This is a genomic window from Saccharothrix longispora (assembly GCF_031455225.1).
GTDB lineage: Bacteria > Actinomycetota > Actinomycetes > Mycobacteriales > Pseudonocardiaceae > Actinosynnema > Actinosynnema longispora.
The window spans coordinates 7,073,634-7,091,173 of sequence record NZ_JAVDSG010000001.1 but is presented as its reverse complement, the minus strand read 5'-3'; the positions used below and the strand labels follow the sequence as shown (position 1 = coordinate 7,091,173).

Below are 17,540 nucleotides of genomic sequence, written 5' to 3'. Positions count from 1 at the left end.
GGCCCGAACGTAGAACTCAGGACTCCTGGGCGTTGGACTCTCGCGATCCGGGGGTTGGACCCTCGCGGGGTCAGCCGGCGTTCGAGGACTCCGCCCAGATGTCGATGCCCGCGTCGACGGCGTGCTCCTCGATGCGGGCCAGCTCGTCGTCGGTCAGCGGCGGGCCGTCGAGGGCTGCCAGGTTGTCCTCCAGCTGGCCCACGCCGCTCGCGCCGATCAGGACGGACGTCACCCGCGCGTCGCGCAGCGCCCAGGACAGGGCCAGTTGGGCCAGGGACTGGCCGCGGGCGGCGGCCACCTCGTTCAGCGCCCGCACGTGCGCCAGGTTCGCCTCGCTCAGCAGGTCCCCGGACAGCGACTTGCCCTGGGTGGCGCGCGACCCCTCCGGCACGCCGTGCAGGTACTTGTCGGTCAGCATGCCCTGGGCCAGCGGCGAGAACGCGATGCAGCCCACGCCCAGCTCGCCGAGCGCGTCGAGCAGCTCGCGCTCGATCCACCGGTTCAGCATCGAGTACGACGGCTGGTGGATCAGCAGCGGCACGCCCGCCGCGCGCAGCAGCTCGGCCGCCTCGCGGGTCTTCGTCGCCGAGTACGACGAGATGCCGACGTACAGCGCCTTGCCCTGCTGCACGGCGCTGACCAGCGCGCCGACCGTCTCCTCCAGCGGCGTGTCCGGGTCGAACCGGTGCGAGTAGAAGATGTCCACGTAGTCGAGGCCGAGCCGCCCCAGCGACTGGTCGAGCGAGGACAGCAGGTACTTGCGCGAGCCCCAGTTCCCGTACGGGCCCGGCCACATGTCGTAGCCCGCCTTGGTGGAGATCACCAGCTCGTCGCGGTGGGGTCGCAGGTCCTCGGCGAGCACCCGGCCGAAGTTGACCTCCGCGCTGCCGTAGGGCGGCCCGTAGTTGTTGGCCAGGTCGAAGTGCGTGATGCCGAGGTCGAACGCCCGGCGCACGATCGCCCGGCCGCTCTCCAGGGGGCGGTCGTCCCCGAAGTTGTGCCACAGCCCGAGCGACACGGCGGGCAGCTTCAGCCCGCTGCGCCCGCAGCGGCGGTAGGTCATCCGGTCGTAGCGCTGTTCGGCGGGTTGGTAGGCCACCTCCCCACCTTGGCACGCGCTGCTTCCGTTCGCCTCACCGGAGACGGCCTGAAGTTGCTCTCGTCGGACCGTACTCGGGGGACCTCCGGACCATCCGCTTGACGTGGCCGGACACCGGTGTCCGGCGCCCGGGCCCCTGCGCCCGGCAGAACGAGCGGAAAGAGATCACATGCATCCCTCCCGCAGACGCGGCGCGCTGTTGGCGGTCGCCGCGTTGGCCGTCTCCGCCGTCCAGTTCACCTCCCCCGCGGTCGCGGACCCCGCCGCCGCGGCCGTCTCCAGGTGCGGTCCCCTCGACGTCGCGTTCGTCCTCGACGACACCGGCAGCATGGGCGGCGCGATCGCCAACCTGAAGACCGGCATCAACTCGATCGTCAACGACGTGGTCACCGCGTCCGGCGGCGACTACCAGTTCGGCCTGGTGACGTTCAAGGACAACGTCACCATCCACAACAACCTCGCGCCCGGCAACGCGGCGGCGGTGACGAACTACGTCACCAACACCCTCGCCGCGGGCGGGGGCGGTGGTGAGCCCGAGGCGTCCGACGAGGCCCTGAACACGGTCGTGAACAACCGGGCGGCGGCCGGTCGCCCGCAGAACGTCGACTTCAACGGCACGTGGCGCTCGAACGCGATGAAGTTCGTCGTGCTGGTGACCGACGCCCGCCCCGGTGGGTTCGACGACGCGCACGGCGCCGTGGACGTCGCCAACGCCGCGCAGTGGGCGAACGACGCCCTCGGCAAGGGCATCAAGATCAGCCCGGTGTACGTGCCCACGTCACCGGCCTTCACCCCGGTGATCACGCCGATCATGCAGAACTACGCCACCACCACCGGCGGCGTGTTCACGCAGACCACGGCGACCGGCGCGGGCACGGCGGACGCGATCCGCAAGCAGCTGTCGGACTGCCGGCAGACCGACGTGTTCATGCGCGACCAGGTGAGCGACACCGGCGTCGAGACCAACCCCAACGGGACGGTGTGGAACAGCCCGGACATCAAGGTCTGCCCGGGTCTCGCGGACTGCGGGGCGGGCACCCAGCCCGTCGTCGGCGCCACGAACTACGTCCACGTCCGGCTGAACAACCCGGGCCCGTACGGCGTGGGCACGGCGTCCGGCGTGCTCAAGGTCTACCGCACGCCCGCCGGCGGCGGCACGACGTGGAACAACGCGACCAACGGGGACTGGGTGTTCATCGGCCAGCAGGCGCTGACCGTGCCCGCGGGCGTGACGGTGGCGAAGATCCCGTGGGCGAACATCCCGGGTCCGGGTCACTTCTGCCTGCTCGCGCGCTGGGTGTCGGCGACGGACCCGATGACGTTCGCGGAGGGCCCGAACACCGCGCTGAACACCAAGAACAACAACAACATCGCGTGGAAGAACTTCCAGACGATCCGCGGGCGCGTGCTGGAGCCGGTGAGGTCCTGGTTCACCCTGGGGAACGCGACCGGGCGGGACGCCAAGACCGACCTGGTGCTGACCGCCGAGAAGCCGGTGCGGGGCACCGTGGTGGTCGACCTCGGCCGTGAGCTGCTGGAGCGCTGGCGCGCCGGTGGCGGCCAGTCGGCGGGCGTGAAGCAGGTCGGCGAGACCGCGTTCCAGTTCGACCCGCAGCGCGCGGGCCTGTTCGGCATCCCGCTCAAGCCGGGTGAGCGGCACACGGCGGAGCTGACCTTCACCCCGGAGGCGCCGGGCGAGTACCTGACCAACCTGGTCCAGTTCGTGGAGGGCGAGGACCACGGCGGCGTCGCCTACCAGGTCCTGACGGACCGCGAGTAGGCGTGCGGTGATCGCGGCCCGCCGCCCCGACGCGGGCCGCGATCACACTTCGCCGCGTGCGTGCGATAACCGTCACATGACCGCAGTCGGCTTCTGGAGCTACGCGCACGACGACAACCGCTCGGCCGGCGACGGCATCCTGGCGCCGGCCCAGGCCGTCGCGGCCGAGTACGACCTGCTGACCGGCGAGGAGCTGCGGGTCTTCGTCGACCGGGACGCGATCGAGTGGGGCGACAACTGGCGGGCCAAGATCGACGCGGGGCTGACCGAGGACAACCCCGACGAGCTGATCGCGACCACCGCCCGCACCCAGTACGTCGACTGGTCGAAGCTCCGCCTCGTCGCCCCCGCCTCCAGCGAACACCGCGAGGCCGCCCACTCCCTGGCAGCCAGGCTCGTGGAGATCGAGGGACGCATGGCGGCCGTGCAGATCGACAACGAGCAGTCCTCGTCCACGGAGGACGAAGCGGACGGCCTCGCCGAGCTGATCGCCAAGATCGACGCCCTCATCCCGGACTGGCTCGACGCGGTGATCGCGGCCAGGACCGTCGCGGCCCAGTTGAAGGCGACCGACCAGACCTACGACCAGGAGGAGGTCCGGCTGCGCCGTCGGGGCGCGCCGCGGTCCGCGATCACCGCGCGGAAGTTGCGCTTCGGCAGTGAGATGCACCCGGTCATGACCCGCTACCACGCCTTGGCAACGACCTACTCGTCGCGGACGATCGTCCTGGACCCCCTGGTGACGAAGGTGCTGCGAGCCGCCTCCGGGCACCCGGACGACCTGGCCCTGATCAGCGACATCTCGGATTCCGTGGATGAAGCGATGATCAACATCGAAGCCAACGGCAAGACCGAGGCCCCCACCGCCCACGGGTGGTACGAGGAGCACTCCCGCCTGAGCCGCACCTTCAGGGAACTGGCGCGACTGGAGAAGGAGGGGCTGAAGATGGTGGACGAGGGCAACGCGATCGTCGAGCGCTGGGCCGCCCAGCTCGAAGAGCTGCGGGCCAAGGCCTTATCATGATCATCTCGGAGCCGGTGGCGGGACTTGAACCCGCAACCTTTCGCTTACAAGGCGAGTGCTCTGCCAATTGAGCTACACCGGCACGGCCCGGAGGCCGGGAACATCGTAAGCGCCCGCACGGGGTGCCACCTGCGGCGAACGGTCTGCTCAGGGTGGGCCCGGGTTGGTCCGTCCGGAGGTCGCGGGTACCGTCCGGGTGGCCTTGCCGGGCGGTAAAACCGCTGGCCAGCAGTATCAACAGTATTAGACGGACAGTGATCAATTCACCCGCCTTGGGTACCCCGACCGGGGGTGGCGCATGACACAGCCTCGAATCTGACGCGGTCGGGCGTGGCGACCTCCCCGGGAAGGGCCCACCGCAGGCGGGAAGACCCGAGGAGGCGTGGCGCGTGCGGCTGTGGCGTCGCGAGCACAACGTCCACCACCAGGCGCGACCGGTCGAGGGACCGTCCCTCCCGGACGACTCGACCGTCCACCTCGTCCTGGACCTCGCGCTGCGCGTCGGCGAGGCGCAGATGGCCGGCGGGGCGAGCGCGGCGGACGTCACCGCCACGATCCAGGCGGTCGCGGGCGCGTACGGGTTGCCGCACACCGAGGTGGACGTCATCTACACCTCGATCACCGCGTCCTGCCACCGCGGCACGGAGGCCGCACCGGTCACGTCGATGCGCGTGGTCCGCGGCCGCGGCCTGGACTACACGCGGCTGACGGCCGTGGAGGACCTGATCGGCCGGATCACCACCGACCGGGTCTCCGCGACCGAGGCGTACGCCGAGATCGACCGCGTCACCCGAGCCGATCACCCGTACCCGCGCTGGGTCGCCACGCTGGCGTGGGCGGGCATGGCGGCCTCGGTGGCGCTGCTGGTCGGCGGCGGACCGCTGCTCGCCGCCACCGCGGCCCTCGTCACCGCCGTCATCGACCGGGTCGGCCGGTTCCTCAACCGCCGCGAGCTGCCGTTCTTCTTCCAGCAGGTGGTGGGCGGGGCGCTGGCCACGGCGGCGGCGCTGGCCATGTACGCCACCGACCTGCTGCCCGGCACGCGACCGTCGCTGCTGGTGGCCGCCGGCATCGTGGTGCTGCTGTCCGGCCTGTCCCTGGTCGGCACGGTGCAGGACGCGATCTCCGGCTACAACGTGACCGCCGCCGGCCGCACGGTCGAGGTGGCCCTGCTCACCGCGGGCCTCATCGCGGGCATCGCGCTCACCCTGCGCGCGGGCGTCCAGTTCGGCGTGCGGACGACCATCTCCGACCCGCTGCCGCCGCTGATCGGCGACGTCCCGATGCAGCTCGCCACCGGCGCGGCCACGTCGGCGTGCTTCGCCCTGGCCAGCTACGCCCCGCCGCGCGCGCTCCTCGTCGCCGCCGCCGCGGGCGGGATCGGCACCACCGCGTACGGCCTGCTCGCCCTCACCGGCACGAACGCGATCACCTGCGCGGCCGTCGCGGCCACTGCGGTCGGCTTCGGCGGCAAGGTCGTGTCGCGCCGGCTGCGCACCCCGCCCCTGGTGGTCGCGGTCGCAGGCATGGTGCCGCTGCTGCCCGGCTGGACGACCTACCGGGGGCTGTACCAGCTGACCGCCGAGGGCGACCCGGCCGGCCTGTCGACGCTCGTGCTGGCCGCGGGCACGGCGCTCGCGCTCGCGGCGGGCGTCGTCCTGGGTGAACACCTGGGGCGCCCGGTGCGCACCGGGCTGGGCCGCCTGGTGGCCCGATCCCGCAGGTGAGGCCCTGAACACCGGTTTTCCACGTGAGAAGGCTCACCTGATGGACTTTCGTCAAGTCAACACAGTGTGACGGGGTCGACGGCAGGGCATCCAGCCTGCGCGTTCCCACTAACCTCGACGTGGGCGAGACGATTCCCTGAGGAGGCGCTACCCGGTGAGCAGCAGCATCGGCGAGAACGGCGCGGAGTTCCTGATCGTGGCCAACCGCCTACCGGTGGACCTGGAGCGCCTGCCCGACGGCACCCAGCGCTGGAAGCACAGCCCCGGCGGGCTGGTGAGCGCGCTGGAGCCGTTCCTGCGCACCCGCAGCGGCGCCTGGGTGGGCTGGCCGGGCATCGCGGACGCCGAGGTGGAGGCGTTCGAGGAGGACGGCCTCCAGCTGCACCCGGTGGCGCTCAGCGCGGCCGAGGTGGCCGACTACTACGAGGGCTTCTCCAACGGCACGCTGTGGCCGCTCTACCACGACGTGGTGGCGCCGCCCGCGTTCCACCGGCACTGGTGGAACGCCTACGTGCGGGTGAACCAGCGCTTCGCCGACGTGACGGCGAAGGTCGCCGCCCACGGCGCCACGGTGTGGGTGCAGGACTACCAGCTCCAGCTGGTGCCCGCGATGCTCCGCGAGCTGCGCCCCGACCTGCGCATCGGTTTCTTCCTGCACATCCCGTTCCCGCCGGTCGAGCTGTTCATGCAGCTGCCGTGGCGCACCGAGATCATCCGGGGCCTGCTCGGCGCGGACCTGGTGGGCTTCCACCGGCCCGGCGGCGCGCAGAACTTCCTGTGGCTGGCCCGGCGCCTGGTGGGCCTGGAGCCGAGCCGCGGCGCGGTCGGCGTGCGCACCCGCCCCGGTGTCGTCCAGGTCGGCGACCGCACGGTCCGGGTCGGCGCGTTCCCCATCTCGATCGACTCCGCCGGCCTCGACGCGCTCGCCCGCGACAAAGAAGTGCAAAAGCACGCGAAACAAATCCGGGAAGACCTCGGGAACCCGAAGAAGATCCTCCTCGGCGTGGACCGCCTCGACTACACCAAGGGCATCGACGTACGCCTGCGCGCGCTGCACGAACTGCTCGCCGACGGCCGGGTCGACCCGACCGACGTGACCATGATCCAGCTCGCCACGCCGAGCCGCGAGCGCGTCGAGCACTACAAGCAGATGCGCGGCGAGATCGAGCAGGCGGTGGGCCGGATCAACGGCGAGTTCTCCACCGTCGGCCACCCGGTCGTCCACTACCTGCACCAATCGGTCGACAAGCGGGAGCTGACGGCCTTCATGTCGGCCGCCGACGTCATGGTGGTGACGCCGGTGCGCGACGGGATGAACCTCGTGTGCAAGGAGTACGTGGCGACGCGCTACGACCTCGGCGGCGCGCTCGTCCTCTCCGAGTTCGCCGGGGCGGCGGCCGAGTTGACGAGTGCGTTCCTCGTCAACCCGCACGATCTCGACGGGGTAAAGAACGCGCTCGAATCCGCCCTCACGCTCGATCCGGCCGAAGGCCGCCGTAGGATGCGCGCGCTGCGACGCCAAGTTCTGACACACGACGTAGACCGATGGGCGCGATCGTTCCTCGACGCACTGGGCACGCAGCCCGCGATCTGAATCAGTTCAGACCACACCACCGACCTGTCCCACCGAGCATTGAGGAGGGGCGTTGACCGCCGAGGCCCTCCCCGCCGAACTTCGTCGTGCGATCGTGCAACTGGCGCGCACACCGCGCCTGCTGGTCGCCTGCGACTACGACGGGACATTGGCTCCGATCGTGGCGAACCCCGAGGACGCGCGCCCGCTGCCCGAGTCGGTGGGCGCGCTGCGCTCGCTGGCCGGTCTGCACGAGACGACGACCGCGGTGATCTCCGGGCGCGCGCTGCGCGACCTGGCGACGCTGTCCCGCCTGCCGTCCGAGGTGCACCTGGTCGGTTCGCACGGCTCGGAGTTCGACGTCGGCTTCGTGCACGCGCTCGACGCCGACGCGCGAGCGCTGCACCGCCGTTTGGAAACCGAGTTGGAGGAGGTCGTCGCCGGGCACGAGGGCGTCGGCCTCGAAGTGAAACCCGCGAGCATCGCGGTGCACGTGCGGCGTGCCGAGCCCTCCGTGGGGGAGCGGGTTCTGGACGCCGTGCGCACCGGTCCCGCGACCCGGGACGGCGTGCAGGTCACCGAGGGCAAGGCGGTGATCGAGCTGGCCGTGGTGCAGACGGACAAGGGCCACGCCCTCGACGTCCTGCGGCACCGCGCGTCGGCCACCGCGGCCGTGTTCGTCGGCGACGACGTGACCGACGAGAAGGCGTTCGCCCGGCTCGCCGGTCCGGACGTCGGCATCAAGGTCGGCGAGGGCGAGTCGCTGGCCGAGTACTTCGTCGGCGACCCGAACGACGTCGCCACGGTGCTGGCGTTCCTGCTGGAGGAGCGCCGGGCGTGGCTGCACGGCGACCAGGCCGTGCCGATCGAGCGGCTGACCATGCTCGCCAACGAGCGGTCCGTCGCGCTGCTCACCCCCGACGCGCGGGTGAACTGGCTGTGCCACCCGGAGCCGGACTCGGCGGCGGTGTTCGCCGACCTGCTCGGCGGCCCCTCGGCCGGGCACTTCTCGATCAAGCCCGAGCACGGGTCGCTGCCGCTGGGCCAGCGCTACGTGCCCGGCACGATGATCGTGGAGACCCGCTGGTCGCGGCTGCTGGTGACCGACTACCTCGACCACGACCTGGCCTCGCACCGCACCGACCTGGTGCGGCGCATCTCCGGCTCGACCAACGCGGTGATCACCTTCGCGCCGCGCCCGGAGTTCGGGCAGGTGCCGGTCAGGTTGCTGCGCGAGCGCGACGGCCTGCGCGTGGTCGGCACCTCGGACCCGATGGTGCTGCGCTCCCCCGGCGTGGACTGGCAGATCACCTCCGACGGCCAGCAGGAGACCGCCACCGCGGTCGTCCGGCCCCGCGAGGGCGCGCCGATCCTGCTGGAGCTGCGCTGCGGCACCGACGACCTGTCCGAGGCCACCCTGGGCGAGGCCGAGCGCCGCGCCCGCGCGGGCTCGTACTGGTCGGACTGGGCGGCCACGCTCAAGGTGCCCGCCGTCGAACCGGACCTCGTCGTGCGCTCCGCCCTGACGCTGAAGGGCCTGGTGCACCACGACACCGGCGCGATCATGGCCGCCGCGACCACCTCGCTCCCGGAGGAGCTGGGCGGCATCCGCAACTGGGACTACCGGTACTGCTGGCTGCGCGACGCGGCCCTCACCGCGCAGGCCCTGGTCTCCGTCGGCTCGACGAGCGAGGCCGAGGCGTTCCTGGGCTGGGTGCACGGCGTGCTGGCCACGCTGCCCGGCCCCGAGCGCCTGCACCCGCTGTACACGCTCCACGGCACCATGCTGGGCGCGGAAGCGGTCATCGACACCCTGCCGGGTTACGCGGGCTCACGCCCCGTGCGCGTCGGCAACCTGGCCAACCAGCAGGTTCAGCTGGACGTGTTCGGCCCGGTCGTCGACCTGGTGGTGCAGCTCGCCGCGGCCCGCGGGGAGCTCACCGACCCCGACTGGGCGATGGTGCAGGCGATGGCCGAGGCGGTCGCCCGCCGCTGGCACGAGCCCGACCACGGCATCTGGGAGGAGCGGCACGCGCCGCGCCACCACGTGTACTCCAAGGTCATGTGCTGGGTGACGCTGGACCGGGCGGTGCGGCTCGCCGAGACCTACGGGCGCGACGTCGACCCGTCGTGGCCGGTGCTGCGCGACACCATCGCGGGCGACGTGCTCAAGCACGGCTGGAGCGAGGAAGCGCAGTCGTTCACCACCGCCTACGACGGCGACGACCTCGACGCCGCCTCCCTGCACGTCGGCCTGTCCGGCCTGATCGACCCCGCGGACGACCGCTTCCAGGCCACCGTGACGGCGATCGAGGCCGAACTGCGCTCCGGGTCCACCGTCTACCGCTACCGGCGCGACGACGGCCTGCCCGGCGACGAGGGCGGCTTCCACCTCTGCGCGGCGTGGATGATCGAGTCCTACCTGCTCACCGGCCGCCGCACCGAGGCCGAGGAGCTGTTCGCCCAGATGGTCGACGCGGCCGGCCCCACCGGCCTGCTGCCCGAGGAGTACGACCCCATCGCGGAGCGCTCCCTGGGCAACCACCCGCAGGCGTACAGCCACCTGGGCCTGATCCGCTGCGCGCAGCTGCTCGCGGCGTCCAAGTAGGCGTCCCGGCAGGCGCTGCCGGGTGCGTCCCGACGAACGGCCCCCACCGCCCGGTGGGGGCCGTTCGTCACTTCTTGAGCTTGAGCAGCTGGAGGGCCTCGAACAGGTCGTTGGCGACCAGCGCGCGGGTCTCCGGGGGCAGCTTCCCGGCGTCCGGCGGCACCAGGGCCTTGGTGTAGCCGAGCCGGGCCGCCTCGCTGAGCCTGCGACCGACGCCGTTGACGCGGCGCAGCTCGCCGGACAGGCCGACCTCGCCCACGACGACCAGGTCGTGCGGCAGGGGGACGTCGATGGCGGCCGAGGCGACCGCCAACGCCACGGCGAGGTCCACGGCGGGCTCGATGAGCCTCATGCCGCCGACCGTGGCGGTGAACACGTCCTTGTTGCCGAGCGCGACCTTGCCGCGCTTCTCCAGCACCGCGAGGACCATCGCCAGGCGGGCCGAGTCCAGCCCGCTCACGGCGCGCCGGGGCGCGGGCAGGGCGGTGGGCGCCACCAGCGCCTGCACCTCGCCCAGCATCGGCCGCTTGCCCTCGACCACCACGGTGACCGCGGTGCCGGACACCGCCTGCTCGCGCCGGTTCAGGAACAGCCCGGACGGGTCGGGCACGCCCGCGATGCCGTCGTCGCGCAGCTCGAAGCAGCCCACCTCGTCGGCCGCGCCGTACCGGTTCTTGATGCCGCGCAGCAGCCGCAGCGAGGAGTGCCGGTCACCCTCGAACTGGAGCACCACGTCCACCAGGTGCTCCAGGACGCGCGGACCGGCGACCGAGCCCTCCTTCGTGACGTGGCCCACCAGCACGATCGGCAGGTTGCGCTCCTTGGCCACCGCGATCAGGCCGGACGTGACGGCGCGGACCTGGCTGACGCCGCCCGGCGTGCCGTCCACGCTCGGGGAGGACATCGTCTGCACGGAGTCGACGATCAGCATGCCCGGCTTGACCGCGTCGACCTGCCCGAGGACGGCGGAGATGTCGCTCTCGGCGGCCAGGTAGATCTCCTCGTGGAGGTTCCCGGTCCGGTCCGCGCGCAGGCGCACCTGGCCGGCCGACTCCTCACCGGTGACGTAGAGGCACCGGCTGCCCGAGGACGCCCACTGGTGCGCGACCTCCAGCAGCAGCGTCGACTTGCCGACCCCGGGTTCACCCGCGAGGAGGACGACCGCGCCCGGCACGAGACCGCCGCCGAGCACCCGGTCGAGCTCCCCGACGCCGGTCGGGACGGCGCGGGCGGACTCGACGTCGACCTGCGCGATGGGCCGGGCCGCGCTGCTGGGCGTGCCGGCGAGGAAGCGCGCGGGAGCCGGGGCGCCCCGCTCCTCGACCGTGCCCCAGGCCTGGCACTCGGGGCAGCGGCCGACCCACTTCGCCACCTCGTGCCCGCACTCGGCGCACCGGTAGGTGGGCTTGGCCGCACGCACTGTCTTCGCCACGGTGAGGCAGGCTAGCCGCCGCCCCCGACAGGGCCGCCCCGCGCACCGGGTTGTCCACAGCCGCGCGGCCGGCGGCCGGGATCGTCGGTGTCCGCCGGCAGAATCGACAACAGGGGTCCCCCTGGACGGGGGACCCCTGTGGACGTTCGGTGCTCGGCGCTCGCGGTCTGAGGATCGCGGCCGGGGGCTCCACCCGAACGGGTGGCGAACCGCCGTCAGCGCCGGTCAGTACCGGTTCAGTGCCCGGACGGCGCGTCCTCGCGCGGCTCGGAGGTCGCGCCGATCGGCAGCTCCAGCGTCACCTCGCCCGCCTTCTCGAACAGGAACGTGACCCGGATCGTCTCGCCCGGCCGCAGGGTCTTCTTCAGGTTCTTCAGCACGATCCGGACCTGCCCCGGCTCGACCGGCTCGGCCGACGACGGGTTCTTGCCCGAGGTCGTCGGCGGGTTCGAGATCGAGGTGTTGCCGCCCGTCGTGGTGGTGACCGACGGGTCGGGCGTGGGCGAACCGGTCGTGGTCGTGGCGGAACCGGGCGCGGAACCGGTGGACGACGCGGACCCGGTCGTCGGGACCGAGCCCGACGACGGGGCCGGCGAACCGGAGGTCGGGCTCACCGACGAGGAGGTCGGCTTCACCGAGGACGTCTCGCCGTCGCCGGCGGTGCCGGGGTCGCCACCGCCCAGGACGGACGAGCCGGGCTCCAGCTCGACGTCGCCCTCGATCTGCGCCGGGTCGGCGGACTCGCTGGTCACGGCCAGCAGCCTGTCCGCCTCGGTGCCGTTGTTGGCGATCACGACCACGATCGGGGCGTCGTCGCCCTCCTCGTACGCGCCGTGCTCGGCGGGGAACAGGAACTGCGCGTCCCGGACGGCGATCGTGCCCGCCTGGCCGCTCGCCCCGTTCACCGCGGCGACCTGCTGGTCGGTCTGGGTGATCTGCCCCGCGCCGCAGCCTGCGGCGAACAGACCGAGTCCCGTCGCCAGCGCGGCCACGACGGCCAGGCGGCGAGGCGCTGCGGACTTCTGGTGTGCGCGACCCACGGCTGCTCGATCCCTCCCGATGTGCTGACAGGCAGGGTCGTACCCGGTGACAACGGGTCCGACACCGTTGAGGAGCCTAACGGGGACCCGCCGACTCGGCGGCACGTGGTACCTCGCGGGCCGCCGCGCTCGTCCACAGTGGAGCAAGATCGACCTCGGCCGTTGCACGCACCGGGGTGGTTTGTCAACCCCCCTCGCGGCCCTGACCAGCGCTAACCGATCTCCGGACGCCGATGAGGGGATTGCCCGTCGTGTTAGGATGGGGTTAGCGAAAGGGGCAGAGGACACATGGTTTTCAAGGTCGGAGAGACCGTCGTCTACCCGCACCACGGTGCCGCCCTCATCGAAGCGATCGAGACCCGTGTGATCAAGGGCGAGGAGAAGAAGTACCTCGTCCTCAAGGTCGCCCAGGGCGACCTCACGGTTCGCGTCCCCGCCGACAACGCCGAGATCGTGGGCGTGCGTGACGTCGTCGGCCAGGAGGGTCTCGACAGGGTCTTCGAGGTCTTGCGTGCTCCCCACACGGAGGAGCCGACCAACTGGTCGCGGCGGTACAAGGCCAACCTGGAGAAGCTCGCGTCCGGTGACGTGAACAAGGTGGCCGAAGTGGTGCGCGACCTCTGGCGGCGCGAGAAGGATCGCGGACTGTCCGCTGGTGAGAAGCGGATGCTGGCGAAGGCTCGACAGATACTGGTTAGCGAACTGGCGCTGGCCGAGGGCACCGACGAGGACAAGGCCGAGGTCCTCCTCGACGAAGTCCTCGCCACCGCTTCCTGACCGGCGGACCCGCACACGGACACCGCGAACATGGGTGTTGTCGCGCTCGTGCCCGCGGCGGGCCGGGGTGAGCGGCTGGGCTACGGGATGCCCAAGGCGCTCGTGCCGGTCGACGGCGTTCCGCTGCTGGTACGTGCCGTGCGCGGCCTCCTGGAGGCCGGCGTGCGGCACGTCGTGATCGCCGCACCTCCGTCCGATGTGGCCACTGTGAACACCGTCACCGCCCCGTTGGCCCAGGCCGGCGGGGCGGTGCACGTGCTCCCGGGGGGCGCCGAGCGCTCGGACTCGGTGCGCCTCGCGCTGGAGCACGCGGTGCGCGAGATCCCCGGCACCACGATCGTGCTGGTCCACGACGCGGCCCGCGCGTTCACCCCTCCCGAGGTGGTCAGGGCCGTGATCGACGCCGTCGCGGCCGGGCACCCGGCGGTCATCCCGGTGTTGCCGGTCACCGACACGGTGAAGCGGGTCGACCCGGAGGGTGTCGTCATCGACACACCCGATCGGGCGTCGTTGCGCGTGGTGCAGACCCCCCAGGGCTTCGACGCGGCCGTGCTGCTGCGCGCGCACGGGTCGGGGCTGCACGCGACCGACGACGCGGGCCTGGTGGAGCGGATGGGCGTGCCGGTCGTCACGGTCCCCGGTCACCAGGACGCCATGAAGATCACCACGAAGTTCGACCTGGCGGTGGCCGAGGCGCTGCTGGTCGGGTCGGCGGCACGAGGAGCGCAGTGATCCCGAGGGTCGGCATCGGCACCGACGTGCACCAGGTCGAGGCCGGTCGGGAGTGCTGGCTGGTGGGCCTGCGCTGGGACGGCGAGGACGGCTGCGCCGGGCACTCGGACGGCGACGTGGCCGCGCACGCCCTGTGCGACGCGCTGCTGTCGGCGGCGGGCCTGGGCGACCTGGGCGCGGTGTTCGGCACGAGCGACCCCCGGTGGGCCGGGCGGCACGGCGTGGACTTCCTGGCCGAGGCGCGGCGCCTGGTCGAGGAGGCCGGTTACCGGGTCGGCAACGCCGCGGTGCAGGTCATCGGCAACGCGCCGAAGGTCGGCAAGCGCCGCGACGAGGCCCAGCGGGTCCTGTCCGGGGCCGTGGGCGGTCCCGTCTCGGTCAGCGGGACGACGACGGACGGCCTGGGCCTCACCGGGCGCGGCGAGGGCATCGCCGCCGTCGCGACGGCCCTGCTCGTGCCGCTGTCCTGACGCCGCCGGCCCGGGTGCGGTTCGCCCCCTCGGCGAGTCCGCGCGCGCTGCCCGACGACCGCGACCACGCCGTCCGTGACCCTGGTCTCCGTTCGTGTTCGAGTCGAGACCTCCGAGGTCCAGACCAGTAGCGTCTCACCGGTGACGATCCGCGCCGTCCTCTTCGACTTCTCCGGCACGCTGTTCCGGCTGGAACACGACTCGTTGGCCGCGCACGCCGAGCTGATGCGCGCGCTCACCGCACCCGTCGGCGTCGCCGAGGGGCTCGACATCCCGCTCGACGAGTGGGAGCGGCGCGACCTGGACCCGGTCGCCCACCGGGAGATGCACCTGGCCGTGCTGGCCAAGGTCGGCACGCCGGACCCGGCGACGTTCTACGAGAACCTGTGCAGCCCGCCGTTCTGGCAGCCCTACCCGGACACCGCGCAAGCGCTGGGCACCGAGCTGCCGACGGCCGTCGTCAGCAACATCGCGTGGGACGTCCGGGCCGTCTTCGCCCGCCACGGCGTCGAGACCCGCGTGGACGAGTACGTGCTCTCCTACCAGGAGGGCTTCGCCAAGCCGGACGCCGAGCTGTTCCGCATCGCCTGCGACCGGCTCGGCGCGCACCCGTCGGAGGTGTTGATGGTCGGCGACAGCCCCGAGGCCGACGGGGGCGCGGCGGCGATCGGCTGCGTCGTCGAGATCGTCGACCCGCTGCCCACGGCCGCTCGGCCGGACGGCCTCCTGCAGGTGCTCCGCAAGCACATCTGACCGGTCGATTCAACCCCCTCTGGTCAACGCCCGTACCATTCCGGTGTGAGCCTCCACCTCTTCGACACCGCGACCCGGTCCACGCGGGAATTCGTCCCGCAGGTCAGCGGAACGGCGTCGATCTACGTCTGTGGGGCCACCGTGCAGGGCGTTCCGCACATCGGGCACGTGCGCAGCGGCCTGAACTTCGACGTGCTGCGCCGCTGGCTGGGCCGCGACGGCTCGACCGTGCACCTCGTGCGCAACGTCACCGACGTCGACGACAAGATCCTCGCCAAGGCCGCCGAGCACGGCAGGCGGTGGTGGGACTGGGCGTACGAGCACGAGCGGGCGTTCGACGCCGCGTACGACGCGCTGGGCTGCCTGCCGCCGTCGGCCTCGCCGCGCGCGACGGGCCACGTCACGCAGATGGTCGACCTGATGGAGCGGCTGATCGGGAAGGGCCACGCGTACGCCGCCGACGGCGACGTGTACTTCTCGGTGACCTCGTTCCCCGAGTACGGGGCGCTGTCCGGGCAGAAGCTCGCGGACGTGCAGCAGGGCGAGACCGCGGCCACGGGCAAGCGCGACCCGCGCGACTTCACGCTGTGGAAGGCCGCGAAGCCGGGTGAGCCGTCGTGGCCGACGCCGTGGGGCGCGGGCCGTCCGGGCTGGCACCTGGAGTGCTCGGCGATGGCGACCGCCTACCTGGGGTCGTCGTTCGACATCCACGGCGGCGGCATCGACCTGATCTTCCCGCACCACGAGAACGAGCAGGCGCAGTCGCGGGCGGCGGGCGACCACTTCGCCGAGTACTGGATGCACAACGCCTGGGTGACGCTGTCCGGCGAGAAGATGTCGAAGTCGCTGGGCAACACCGTGACCATCCCGGCGATGCTGGAGCGGGTGCGCGCGCCCGAGCTGCGCTACTACCTGGTCGGCCCGCACTACCGGTCGACGATCGAGTACTCCCCCGAGGCGCTGGACGAGTCGGTGTCCGCCTACCGGCGGATCGAGTCGTTCCTGCGGCGCGTGGTCGAGCGGACCGGCGCGGTGGAGGACGACGGCGCGCTGTCGCAGACCTTCGTCGCGTCGATGGACGACGACATGGGCACGCCGGGCGCGCTGGCCGCGATCCACCGGCGGGTGCGCGAGGGCAACACCGCCCTGGAGTCCGGGGACGACCCGGGCGCGCGCGCCGCGGCGGCGTCCGTGCGGGCGATGACCGGCCTGCTCGGGCTGGACCCGCTCTCGGAGCGGTGGCACGACGCGGCGTCGGGTGGCGGCGCGGGCCGGCAGGCGCTGGGCGTGCTGGTGGAGCGGCTGCTGGAAGAGCGGCAGCAGGCCCGCAGGGACCGGGACTTCGCACGGGCCGATGCCCTGCGCGACAGCCTGCTCCTGGCCGGGATCGCCGTCGAGGACACCCCCGACGGTCCGATGTGGACTTTGAAGGACGACTGAGCTCGTGGCTGGTAACTCCAAGCGCCGTGGCGCTATGCGCAACCCCGGTTCCAAGAAGGGCGCGGTCGTCGGTTCCGGCGGGCAGAAGTCCAAGGGCCTGCAGGGCAAGGGGCCGACGCCGAAGGCGGCCGAACGACCCAACCACCCCGCGTACAAGCGGGCGAACGCGACCGCGAAGGTCGAGCAGCAGCGCGCGCAGCGCCGCCGGGCCGCCGAGACCGGGCCGGAGACCGTCGCCGGGCGCAACCCCGTGGTCGAGTGCCTGCGCGCGGGCATCCCGGCGACGGCGCTGTACGTGGCGCTGGGCATCGACGCGGACGACCGGGTCGCCGAGGCGGTGCAGCTGGCGGCGTCGCGGGGCATCTCCGTGCTGGAGGTGCAGCGCGGCGAGCTGGACCGCATCACGGGCGGCGCGATGCACCAGGGCCTCGGGCTCCAGGTGCCGCCGTACGAGTACGCCGAGCCGCGCGACCTGCTCAGGATCGCGAACGAGTCGGGCATCCCGCCGCTGCTGGTGGCGCTCGACGGCGTGACGGACCCGCGCAACCTGGGCGCCGTGGTGCGCTCGGCGGCGGCGTTCGGGGCGCACGGGGTCGTGCTGCCGCAGCGCCGTTCGGCGGGCATCACGGCGGTGGCGTGGCGGACCAGCGCGGGCACGGCGGCGCGGATGCCGATCGCGGTGGCGACCAACCTGACCCGCCAGCTCAAGGAGTGGGCCGAGGCGGGGCTCATGGTCGTGGGCCTGGACGCGGACGGCGACGTGGACGTGGACGGCCTGGAGCTGGCGACCGGCCCGCTCGTCGTGGTGGTCGGCTCGGAGGGCCGAGGCCTGTCCCGGCTGGTGCGCGAGACGTGCGACCAGACCGTGTCGATCCCGATGTCGGCGGGCGTGGAGTCCCTCAACGCCTCGGTGGCGGCCGGCGTGGTCCTGGCGGAGATCGCCCGCCGCCGCCGCGTGGAAGCCCGCGCCTGACCCGGACCGGCTCCGGACGCGGTGCCCGGCGGGCACCGCGTCCGGAGATGTGATGTGAGTTCGTCGCGGTTCCGGGTCGGGCGGCGGGGCGGGCCGGTTACAGTCTGCGGCG

14 protein-coding genes and 1 tRNA gene are annotated in these 17,540 nt (G+C 72.4%); 11 read left to right on the top strand and 4 right to left on the bottom strand.

Annotation, left to right across the window (positions count from 1 at the left end; all coding sequences use genetic code 11):
- Positions 1 to 70 precede the first annotated feature (70 nt).
- On the bottom strand, positions 71 to 1,099 hold the full coding sequence (gene mgrA, locus J2S66_RS30710) for an L-glyceraldehyde 3-phosphate reductase (RefSeq protein WP_310311434.1): 1,029 nt from the start codon (positions 1,097 to 1,099) through the stop codon (positions 71 to 73).
- A 169-nt stretch (positions 1,100 to 1,268) separates the two neighbouring features.
- Here mgrA and J2S66_RS30705 point away from each other — a divergent pair, with 169 nt between their 5' ends.
- Complete coding sequence (locus J2S66_RS30705; protein ID WP_310311432.1) at positions 1,269 to 2,879, top strand: vWA domain-containing protein; 1,611 nt, start codon at positions 1,269 to 1,271, stop codon at positions 2,877 to 2,879.
- A gap of 76 nt (positions 2,880 to 2,955) precedes the next feature.
- Complete coding sequence (locus tag J2S66_RS30700; protein WP_310311430.1) at positions 2,956 to 3,903, top strand: hypothetical protein; 948 nt, start codon at positions 2,956 to 2,958, stop codon at positions 3,901 to 3,903.
- Between the two features lie 9 nt (positions 3,904 to 3,912).
- On the opposite strand, the gene J2S66_RS30695 is transcribed toward J2S66_RS30700, so the two are convergent.
- Positions 3,913 to 3,985: transfer RNA gene (locus tag J2S66_RS30695), tRNA-Thr, on the bottom strand.
- Positions 3,986 to 4,292: 307 nt separating this feature from the next.
- On the opposite strand from J2S66_RS30695, the gene J2S66_RS30690 reads away from it, so the two are divergent.
- From J2S66_RS30690 to otsB, 3 genes are all read left to right on the top strand, one after another.
- A complete protein-coding gene (locus tag J2S66_RS30690) occupies positions 4,293 to 5,630 on the top strand; it encodes a threonine/serine exporter family protein (RefSeq protein ID WP_310311428.1) in 1,338 nt (445 codons plus the stop codon).
- Positions 5,631 to 5,784: 154 nt separating this feature from the next.
- A complete protein-coding gene (locus J2S66_RS30685; protein WP_310311426.1) occupies positions 5,785 to 7,224 on the top strand; it encodes an alpha,alpha-trehalose-phosphate synthase (UDP-forming) in 1,440 nt (479 codons plus the stop codon).
- A 52-nt stretch (positions 7,225 to 7,276) separates the two neighbouring features.
- Positions 7,277 to 9,811, top strand: coding sequence for a trehalose-phosphatase (otsB, locus tag J2S66_RS30680; protein ID WP_310311424.1), 2,535 nt, complete (start codon positions 7,277 to 7,279; stop codon positions 9,809 to 9,811).
- 67 nt (positions 9,812 to 9,878) lie between these two features.
- Here the strand turns inward: otsB and radA are convergent, their stop codons facing one another.
- The gene (gene radA, locus J2S66_RS30675; RefSeq protein ID WP_310311422.1) at positions 9,879 to 11,243 is read right to left on the bottom strand and encodes a DNA repair protein RadA; all 1,365 of its coding nucleotides are present in this window, start codon (positions 11,241 to 11,243) and stop codon (positions 9,879 to 9,881) included.
- Positions 11,244 to 11,479: 236 nt separating this feature from the next.
- Positions 11,480 to 12,283, bottom strand: a complete 804-nt coding sequence (locus J2S66_RS30670) for a copper chaperone PCu(A)C domain-containing protein (protein ID WP_310311420.1) — start codon at positions 12,281 to 12,283, stop codon at positions 11,480 to 11,482.
- Positions 12,284 to 12,571: 288 nt separating this feature from the next.
- On the opposite strand from J2S66_RS30670, the gene J2S66_RS30665 reads away from it, so the two are divergent.
- From J2S66_RS30665 to rlmB, 6 genes are all read left to right on the top strand, one after another.
- Positions 12,572 to 13,060 (top strand): CarD family transcriptional regulator, encoded by a 489-nt coding sequence (locus J2S66_RS30665; protein WP_065915127.1) that lies wholly within the window; start codon positions 12,572 to 12,574, stop codon positions 13,058 to 13,060.
- Between the two features lie 30 nt (positions 13,061 to 13,090).
- On the top strand, positions 13,091 to 13,792 hold the full coding sequence (gene ispD, locus J2S66_RS30660) for a 2-C-methyl-D-erythritol 4-phosphate cytidylyltransferase (RefSeq protein WP_306744459.1): 702 nt from the start codon (positions 13,091 to 13,093) through the stop codon (positions 13,790 to 13,792).
- Entirely contained in the window at positions 13,789 to 14,262 is a 474-nt protein-coding gene (ispF, locus tag J2S66_RS30655) for a 2-C-methyl-D-erythritol 2,4-cyclodiphosphate synthase (RefSeq protein WP_306744458.1), read from the top strand. Before ispD ends, ispF begins: the two co-directional genes overlap by 4 nt.
- Positions 14,263 to 14,403: 141 nt before the next feature.
- Complete coding sequence (locus tag J2S66_RS30650) at positions 14,404 to 15,015, top strand: HAD family hydrolase (protein ID WP_310311408.1); 612 nt, start codon at positions 14,404 to 14,406, stop codon at positions 15,013 to 15,015.
- 45 nt (positions 15,016 to 15,060) lie between these two features.
- Positions 15,061 to 16,455, top strand: a complete 1,395-nt coding sequence (gene cysS / locus J2S66_RS30645; protein ID WP_310311406.1) for a cysteine--tRNA ligase — start codon at positions 15,061 to 15,063, stop codon at positions 16,453 to 16,455.
- Between the two features lie 4 nt (positions 16,456 to 16,459).
- Positions 16,460 to 17,428 carry a 23S rRNA (guanosine(2251)-2'-O)-methyltransferase RlmB gene (gene rlmB, locus J2S66_RS30640; protein WP_310311404.1) on the top strand — a complete coding sequence of 323 codons (969 nt, stop codon included), beginning with the start codon at positions 16,460 to 16,462 and terminating at the stop codon, positions 17,426 to 17,428.
- The last annotated feature ends 112 nt before the right edge of the window (positions 17,429 to 17,540 follow it).

Bases quoted from the DNA above. Each gene is read 5' to 3' on its own strand.
- J2S66_RS30705 (WP_310311432.1), top strand. From the start codon at position 1,269: ATGCATCCCTCCCGCAGACGCGGCGCGCTGTTGGCGGTCGCCGCGTTG.
- J2S66_RS30665 (WP_065915127.1), top strand. From the start codon at position 12,572: ATGGTTTTCAAGGTCGGAGAGACCGTCGTCTACCCGCACCACGGTGCC.
- ispD (WP_306744459.1), top strand. From the start codon at position 13,091: ATGGGTGTTGTCGCGCTCGTGCCCGCGGCGGGCCGGGGTGAGCGGCTG.
- J2S66_RS30700 (WP_310311430.1), top strand. From the start codon at position 2,956: ATGACCGCAGTCGGCTTCTGGAGCTACGCGCACGACGACAACCGCTCG.